At 69.0% G+C, this 8245-nt stretch carries 4 protein-coding genes and 1 pseudogene; 3 read left to right on the top strand and 2 right to left on the bottom strand.

Translation table 11 applies throughout. From position 1 onward, the window contains the following. Positions 1-53 precede the first annotated feature (53 nt). The 3 genes from BN948_RS22125 to BN948_RS22115 are packed head-to-tail and all read left to right on the top strand — an operon-like array spanning position 54 to position 5975. Positions 54-1580: an FAD-linked oxidase C-terminal domain-containing protein gene (locus tag BN948_RS22125; protein ID WP_081922023.1), complete on the top strand. Its 1527-nt coding sequence runs from the start codon at positions 54-56 to the stop codon at positions 1578-1580. A 49-nt stretch (positions 1581-1629) separates the two neighbouring features. Beyond that, a complete protein-coding gene (locus BN948_RS25870) occupies positions 1630-5493 on the top strand; it encodes a PAS domain S-box protein (RefSeq protein ID WP_009519830.1) in 3864 nt (1287 codons plus the stop codon). Next, on the top strand, positions 5490-5975 hold the full coding sequence (locus BN948_RS22115; protein ID WP_009519829.1) for a response regulator: 486 nt from the start codon (positions 5490-5492) through the stop codon (positions 5973-5975). The genes BN948_RS25870 and BN948_RS22115 overlap by 4 nt, the downstream gene beginning before the upstream one ends. 7 nt (positions 5976-5982) lie before the next feature. On the opposite strand, the pseudogene BN948_RS22110 reads toward BN948_RS22115, so the two are convergent. Beyond that, positions 5983-7794, bottom strand: a pseudogene (locus tag BN948_RS22110) (carboxyl transferase domain-containing protein); the annotation flags it as partial. Positions 7795-7829: 35 nt separating this feature from the next. Beyond that, positions 7830-8135 carry an RNA recognition motif domain-containing protein gene (locus BN948_RS22105; RefSeq protein WP_035623900.1) on the bottom strand — a complete coding sequence of 102 codons (306 nt, stop codon included), beginning with the start codon at positions 8133-8135 and terminating at the stop codon, positions 7830-7832. Between the last annotated feature and the right edge of the window lie 110 nt (positions 8136-8245).

Below are 8245 nucleotides of genomic sequence, written 5' to 3'. Positions count from 1 at the left end.
GCCCCATCCCCCGCATGCTGCCCCAATTCCGCATACAGACTTCCCACCCCGGCATGCCCGCCCAGCTGCTCCGCCCCCACACCCCGCCCGCCCTCCCCGACCAGGCCGAGCGCCTGGCCCGCGCCGAGCGCCAGGCCGCCGTGGTGCAGGCCCTGGCTCCCTTGCTGCCCGCGCACGCCCTGCTGTGGCACGCCGAGGACACCATCCCCTACGAGTGCGACGGCCTCACCGCCTACCGTGAGCGCCCGATGGTCGTGGCCCTGCCGGAGACCGAGGCCCAGGTGGCCGCCGTACTCAAGGCCTGCCACGCGCTGGACGTGCCGGTGGTGGCGCGCGGCGCCGGCACCGGCCTCTCCGGCGGGGCCATGCCGCACGCCCGGGGCGTGGTGCTTTCGCTGGCCAAGTTCAACCGCATCCTGCGCGTCGACCCGCGCTCGCGCACCGCCACCGTGCAGGCCGGCGTGCGCAACCTGGCCATCAGCGAAGCCGCCGCGCCGCATGGCCTGTACTACGCGCCCGACCCGAGCAGCCAGATCGCCTGCACCATCGGCGGCAACGTGGCCGAGAACTCGGGCGGCGTGCACTGCCTCAAGTACGGCCTGACGATTCACAACGTGCTGCAGGTGCGCGGCTTCACCATCGAAGGCGAGCCCATCACGTTCGGCGGCGAGGCGCTCGATGCGCCTGGCCTGGACCTGCTGTCCCTGGTGGTGGGCAGCGAGGGCATGCTGGCCGTCACCGTCGAAGTCGTCGTGAGGCTGGTGCCCAAGCCGCAGCTCGCGCGCTGCATCATGGCCAGCTTCGACGACGTGCGAAAGGCCGGTGACGCCGTCGCCGCCGTGATCGCCGCCGGCATCATCCCGGCAGGGCTGGAGATGATGGACAAGCCCATGACGGCCGCCGTCGAGGACTTCGTTCGTGCGGGCTACGACCTGTCCGCCGAGGCCATCCTGTTGTGCGAGAGCGACGGCACGCCGGAGGAAGTGGCCGAGGAAATCGAGCGCATGAGCGCCGTGCTGCGTGGCTGCGGCGCCACCGCCATCGCCGTCAGCCGCGACGAAGCCGAGCGCCTGCGCTTCTGGAGCGGCCGCAAGAACGCCTTCCCGGCCAGCGGGCGCATCAGCCCCGACTACATGTGCATGGATTCGACCATCCCGCGCAAGCGCCTGGCCGACATACTGCTCGCCATCCAGGCCATGGAAACCACCTACGGCCTGCGCTGCGCCAACGTCTTCCACGCGGGCGACGGCAACCTGCACCCCTTGATCCTGTTCGACGCCAACGACCCCGACCAGCTCCAGCGCTGCGAGCGCTTCGGCGCCGACATCCTGGAGACCAGCGTCGCCATGGGTGGCACCGTCACCGGCGAGCACGGGGTGGGCGTCGAAAAGCTCAACAGCATGTGTGTTCAATTCAGCACAGAAGAGAACGAGCAGATGTTCGGCATCAAACGGGCCTTTGATGCCAAAGGCTTACTCAACCCCGGCAAAGTCATCCCGACCTTGCAACGTTGTGCGGAATACGGGCGCCTGCTGGTGCGCGGCGGGCAACTGCCGCACCCGGATCTCCCCCGCTTTTAGGGCGCTATTTCGCGCGGTACCCCCCTGGGGCTGGGGTACATTGCCTGCAATGAGCGCCCGCCTTTCGCCCACCGATGCGCCCCTGGCCCGCCGCGACGGCGAGGCCGGTGCCAGCGAACGCGAGCGGGCGATGGCGCTGGAGCTGCGCACGCTGCGCGCCGAGAACGAGTACCTGCGCCAGCGCTACGCGCAGCAGCTCAGCGGCCTGAGCCCCGCCACCGACGCCAGCCAGAAGCATTTCCACGCCGACCTGCCCCTGCAGCTGACGTCGGCGCTGGACGCCGAGCGCGAGGGCCGCCCCGCCCTGGCCAAACTTGAATACGAGGCCTTGTTCGGCGCGCTCGCCAGCGTGTTTCCCATCGGCGTCTTTCGCACCGACGAAGCCGGGCTGCTTACCCACATCGACAGCCAGCTCCAGCAGATCTTCGGCCTGCGCAGCGAGGACTTTCCCAACTTCGGCTGGCTTGGCCGCGTGCACCCCGACGACCTGGAGCGCGTGCAGGCGAACTGGGTGCGCGGCATCTCGCGCGGTGAAAGCCTCAACGTCGAGTTCCGCATCGTCAAGCCGGGCAATGAAACCGTGCACGTGCTGGTGCGCAACGCCCCTCTGCGCGACGCCAGCGGCCGCGTCGTCAGCCAGCTCGGCTTCGTGCAGGACATCACACCGCTGCGCGTGCTCGAGGCCGAGGCACGCATCAAGGACGAACTCAACCGTCAGATCATCGCCAGCAGCCCCGATTGCACCAAGGTGCTCGACCTCGAAGGTCGCGTGGTTCAGATGACCGAACAGGGCTGCCGCCTGGTCGAGGTGGACGATTTCGAGGAAGTGCGCCTGAGCGACTGGACCACGTGGTGGCCCGAGGAAGGCGGCACGCTGGCGCGCGACGCCGTGGCCGCCGCGCGCCAGGGCAAGGGTTCGCGCTTCGTGGCCTTCGGCAACACCTTCAAGGGCACGCCCAAGTGGTGGGACACCGCGCTCACGCCCATCTGCGACGCGCAGGGCCAGCCGGCCATGCTGCTCGCCGTCTCGCGCGACATCACCGAGCTGCACCAGCAACAGGACGAGATCCGCCGCTTCAACGCCGAGCTGGAAAAGCGCGTGAAGGAGCGCACCGAGGAACTGGCCGATGCCAAGGAGCGCGTGAGCATGGCCCTGGCCGAAGCCCAGTCGCTCTACAACCAGGCGCCCTGCGGCTACCACTCGTTCGACGCCAATGGCACGCTGGTGCTCATCAACCGCACCGAGCTGGATTGGCTGGGCTACGAGCGCCACGAAGTCATCGGCAAGCTCAACGTGCGCGACATGCTGCCGCCCGGTGATCAGGCGCCGGTGCTGGAGCGCCTGGCCCGCCTCGTGGCCGGCGAGAAGCTCGACCCGATCGAGACGGTCGTGCGCCGCCGCGACGGCAGCACCTTCTCGGCGCTCGTCAGCAGCACGGCCGTGCGCGACAGCAAGGGGCGCTTCCTGCGCTCCAACAACACGCTGATCGACATCACCGCCTCGAAAGCGGCGCAGCAGGCGCTGGCCGCGCAGGGACGGTTCATGCAGACGATCAGCGACCACGCGCCGGTGCAGATCGCCTTCTTCGATCGCGACCTGATCTGCCGCTTTGCCAACGCCAGCTACTCCCGCTGGTGCGATGGACAGCAAGGCGAGGGCGTGGTCGGCCGCCATCTCGGCGACATCGCCGACCGACAGGTCTACGAGTCCGTGCGTGAGCGCCTGGATGCCGCGCTGGCGGGCGAGCCACAGCGATTCGAAGGCGAGCGCCGCTTCCCCGGCGGCGAGCCGTACTACGCGAGCATCGAATACATCCCCTTCCAGGTGGACGGCGAGGTACAAGGTCTGATCATCCAGATGATCGACATCACCGACCGCAAGGCCTCGGAGGACCGCGTCTCCCAGGCCAACCAACGGCTCGCCCGCGCGCTGGAACAGGCCAACGCCCTGTACAACCGCGCGCCCTGCGGCTACCACTCGCTCGACATCGACGGCGTGTTCGTTTCGATCAACGACACCGAGCTGGAATGGCTGGGCTACACGCGCGACGAGGTGGTGGGCAAGCTCAACTTCCGCGACATGATCCCGCCGCACCAGGTGCCGCTGCTGGAAGCGCGCATGGGGCGCATGCTGCAGGACGATGCCCTCGACGGCGTGGAGTACGAGATGCAGCGGCGCGACGGCACGCGCTTCTACGCGCTGCTGTCCTCAGCCGCCGTGCGCGACGCTCAGGGTGGCTTCCTGCGCAGCAACACCACAGTGGTGGACATCACGCGCCGGCGCGCCGCCGAAGACGCGCTGCGCCAGCAGCAGTACTTCCTGCAGTCCATCACCGACCGCGTCCCGGGGCTCATCGCCTACCTCGACGCGGACCTGCACTTCCGCTTCGCCAACGCCGAGCACCTGCGGGTCTACGGCATGGACCCGCAGCGCATCGTGGGCCAGCACCTGAGCCGCTGCGTGGCGCCCGACATCTGGGCCGACATCGAGCCACGCATGGCCGGCGCGCTGGCCGGCACCTCGCAGCACTTCGAGGCCTGGCGCCGCATGCCCGACGGCACGCCGATCTTCATGAGTGCGAACTACCTGCCCGACCACGGGCCGGACGGCAAGGTCCGCGGCGTGTTCGTGCAGATCATCGACATCACCGACCGCAAGCGCATCGAGGAGCGCGTCAGCCACCTCAACGAGGAACTTGAGCAGCGCATCCAGGAACGCTCGGCCGAACTGCTGGAAAGCGAGCAGCGCTTCCGCCTGATGGTGGACAACCTGCGCGACTACTGCATCTTCTTCCTTGACGCCAACGGCTTCATCACCGACTGGACCGACAGCGCCCAGCGCATGGACGGCTATTCGCCGGTGCAGATGCTGGGCCGCCACTACGGCGTGCTGTTCGACCCGGTGGATGAAGCCGCCGGCCGCGCCGACGCCGAACGCATGCTGCGCCTGGCCGCCTCGCGCGGCCAGCACGACGTGCAGAGCTGGCAGTTGCGCAAGGACGGCTCGCGCTACTGGTCGCACTCGGTGCTGATCGCGCTGCGCGACCAGCGCGGCGACCTCAAGGGCTTCGCCAAGATCAACCGCGACATGACGGACGCCAAGCAGCTCGACGACCTCATGCGCAACATCAACGACGAGTTGGAGAAGCGCGTCGTCGAACGCACCGAACAACTGCTGGCGGCCAACCGCGACCTCGAATCCTTCTCCTATTCGGTCTCGCACGACCTGCGCTCGCCGCTGCGCCACATCTCCAGCTTCGTGAGCTTGCTGGAAGAACACCTGGGCCTGCAGCGCGACGAAACCACCACGCGCTACCTCGCCACCATCGGCAACTCGGCGCGCCACATGAGCCAGCTCATCGATGGCCTGCTGGCGTTCTCGCGCCTGGGCCGCGCGGCGGTGAACATCGCGCCGGTCGATTTCAACCACCTCGTCAGCGCCGTGGTCGCGCAGATCGCGCACGACACCGACGGCCGCGTGGTCGACTGGCAGATCGCGGCGGACCTGCCCATCGTGCACGGCGACGCGCTGCTGCTGCGCGAGGTCTGGGCCAACCTGCTGGGCAACGCCTTCAAGTACTCGCGGCCGCGCGAGCGCGCCATCATCGACGTGAGCTGGCACCTGGACCCGGTGCGCGGTTACACCTTCTCCGTGCGCGACAACGGTGTCGGCTTCGACACCAAGTACGCCCAGAAGCTCTTCGGCGTTTTCCAGCGGCTGCACCGCGCGTCGGAATTCGAAGGTACGGGCATCGGCCTGGCCCTCACCCGTCGTATCGTCGAACGCCACGGCGGCAGCATCTGGGCGGAAAGCCGCCTGGGTGAAGGCAGCGTCTTTCACTTCACTCTCCCGATCGATGGCCCGCGAGCCGCCGATCCCACCGATTCCATGCCGGCACCCCTGGAACCATGAACAAGACCGCCGATGCCATCCTCCTCGTCGAGGACAACCCCGACGACGCCGAGCTCACCAAGCTCGCGCTTTCACGCCACGGCCTCGACGGCCGGGTGACGCACGTCTCCGACGGCATGCAGGCGCTGGACTACCTGTTCCGACGCAACCAGTTCGTCAACCGGCCGGGCAGCAATCCGGTGCTGGTGCTGCTCGACCTGAAGATGCCGCTGCTCGACGGCATCGGCGTGCTGCGCGAGATCAAGAGTTCGGACGTGCTGCACAACATCCCGGTGGTGGTGCTCACCTCGTCCACCGAGCCGAGCGACCTGCTGCGCGCCTACGACGCCGGCACCAACGCCTACATCGCCAAGCCGACCGAGTTCTCGCAGTTCCTCAGCGCCATGAAGCACGTGTGCGAGTTCTGGGTGAACATCAACCAGACCGCGCCGCCACTGGCCACGGCCGGAGTGCGCAGCACGGGCTTTGGAGAGCTGCTGTAACGGTGGCTCACCACGGGTCCACCGTGCGCACGGCGGGCTCATCGCGCAGCTTGGCGCCCTCCAGCCCGCGCAGCAGCCAGGCCCGCGTGTCCGCCGGGTCGATCACGGCGTCGATCTCCAGCGTGGTGGCCATCGGGATCGCCGCACCCTGTGCGATCTGGCGCGCGAGCAGTTCGTCGAACAGGGCCTGGCGCTGCGGGCCTTCAGGCACGGCCTCCAGCTCCTTGCGGTAGCCCAGGCGCACCGCGCCTTCCAGCCCCATGGCGCCGAACTCGGCGCCTGGCCAGGCCACGGTGAAGCCCGGGGCGTGAAAGCCCCCGGCCGTCATGCCCATGGCCCCCAGGCCGAAGCCCTTGCGCAACACCACGCTGAAAAAGGGCACGCGCAGCGCCGCTGCCACGACGAACAGACGGCTGACGTGGCGCACCTGCGCGCGCGCCTCCACCTCGGGGCCGACCATGAAGCCTGGCGTGTCCACCAGGCTCAGCAGGGGCAAGCCATGCGCGTCGCACCAGCGCATGAAGCGCGCCCCTTTGTCGGCCGCGTCGGGGTCGATGGCGCCGCCCAGGTGCTGTGGGTTGTTCACCAGCACGCCCACGGCGCGACCATCGAAGCGCGCGAGTGCCGTGTGGATGCCCAGGCCAAAGCCCTCGCGCAACCAGACCACGCTGCCCTCGTCGGCCACGCCTTGCAGCACGGCGCGGCTGTCGTAGCTGCGCGAGCGACTGGCGGGCAAGGCCGCACGCAGCCGCTCTGGCGGCGTCGACGGCACCGGCGCGACGCGCCCCTGGAAGAAAGCCAGGCACCGCTGCGCCGCCGCCACGGCCTGCGCCTCGTCGTCCACGAGCAGGTCGATCACGCCGTTGGCGTGCTGCACCTCGGCCGGTCCGATCGCTTCGGGCGCAAAGCGTCCCAGGCCTCCGCCCTCCACCATGGCCGGGCCACCCATGCCGATGTTGCTGCCGCGCGTGGCGATGATCAGGTCGCAGCAACCCAGCAGGGCCGCGTTGCCCGCGAAACAGCGGCCGGCCGCAATGCCGATGGTGGGCACGCGGCCCGACAGGCGCGCCATGGCCGCGAAGGTGCCGACGTGCAGGCCCGCCACGATGGGCATGTCCGTATCGCCGGGGCGCCCGCCCCCGCCTTCGGCGAACAGCACCACCGGCAGGCGCTGGTCCAGCGCGATGCCCAGCAGGCGGTCGGTCTTCTGGTGGTTGCGCATGCCCTGCGTGCCGGCCAGCACGGTGGCGTCGTAGGCCAGCACCACGGTGCGGGCGCGCTCGGGGCCGAACAGCGCGCCATTGACGGCGCCAATGCCCGTGACCATGCCGTCGGCCGGCGTCTGGGCAATCAGCTCGGCTTCGCTGCGGCGTGTGGCCTGCGCGGCCACCGCCAAGGCGCCGTATTCGATGAAGCTGTCGGCGTCGCACAGGTCGGCCAGGTTCTCGCGCGCGGTGCGCAAGCCCAGCGCGTGGCGGCGCGTCACGGCCTCGGGGCGGGCGGCGTCCTCCGTGAATGCCAGCCGTTCGCGCAGACGACGCAGGTCATCCCGTTCAGCGGTTGGGGTGTGGAGCGGCGTGGCGTCGGTGCCTCGAGATGGCGCTGGCGCCGCCAGGGATTCGATGCGCCAGAGCGGATCGCCCGGGCTCAGGGCATCACCCGCGGCCACCAGGCACTCCGCCAGACGCCCGTCGTGGTCGGCCGGGAGTTCGTGCTCCATCTTCATGGCCTCGACCACCAGCAGCGGCTGGCCCTGCCGAACCGCATCGCCCGGCTGCGCCAGCCACTGGACGACCTGGGCCTGCAGCGGCGAACGCAAGGGTTAGAAGGGGTAGGAGCGGGCCGAGGGGCCGCTCAGTAGATGTCGGAGTCGCACCACTGCGACGAGGGGCCGAAATCGTTCTGCTTGCTGGGCACGTTGAGGTTGAGCACGAATACCACCTCGCCGCCGAAGCGGCCCACGCCCAGGGTCTTCATGAGCTGCTGCTCCTGCTCGGGCCGCTCCATGCGCAGGAAGCAAATGGCCTGCTTGGTGCCTTCGTGCATGGCCGTCAGGATATCCAGGCGCGAAATGCGCCCGAATTCGCTGCACAACTGGTGCAGGGCCGATTTCAGGCTCGATACGTCGCTGTGTTGCCGGAGTTCTGCGAGTGCGCTCACCTTGCGGGCTCCCCCATCCTCTCGGATGTCAGTGGTGGACATGGCTTGCATGGAGTGTGTCCGGGACTAGGGCTGCACCAAAGACAATGGGTCGGATCGTAGAGCAGAGG

Origin of the sequence: Hydrogenophaga intermedia (genome assembly GCF_000723405.1) — a bacterium.
Taxonomy (GTDB): Bacteria; Pseudomonadota; Gammaproteobacteria; order Burkholderiales; family Burkholderiaceae_C; genus Hydrogenophaga; species Hydrogenophaga intermedia.
Note: the sequence above shows the minus strand (reverse complement) of the source record. Positions and strands in the feature narration are given on the sequence as shown.

Excerpts from the sequence above, each read along its gene's own strand:
- BN948_RS22125 (WP_081922023.1), top strand. The coding sequence starts at position 54 with ATGCCCGCCCAGCTGCTCCGCCCCCACACCCCGCCCGCCCTCCCCGAC.
- BN948_RS25870 (WP_009519830.1), top strand. The coding sequence starts at position 1,630 with ATGAGCGCCCGCCTTTCGCCCACCGATGCGCCCCTGGCCCGCCGCGAC.
- BN948_RS22115 (WP_009519829.1), top strand. The coding sequence starts at position 5,490 with ATGAACAAGACCGCCGATGCCATCCTCCTCGTCGAGGACAACCCCGAC.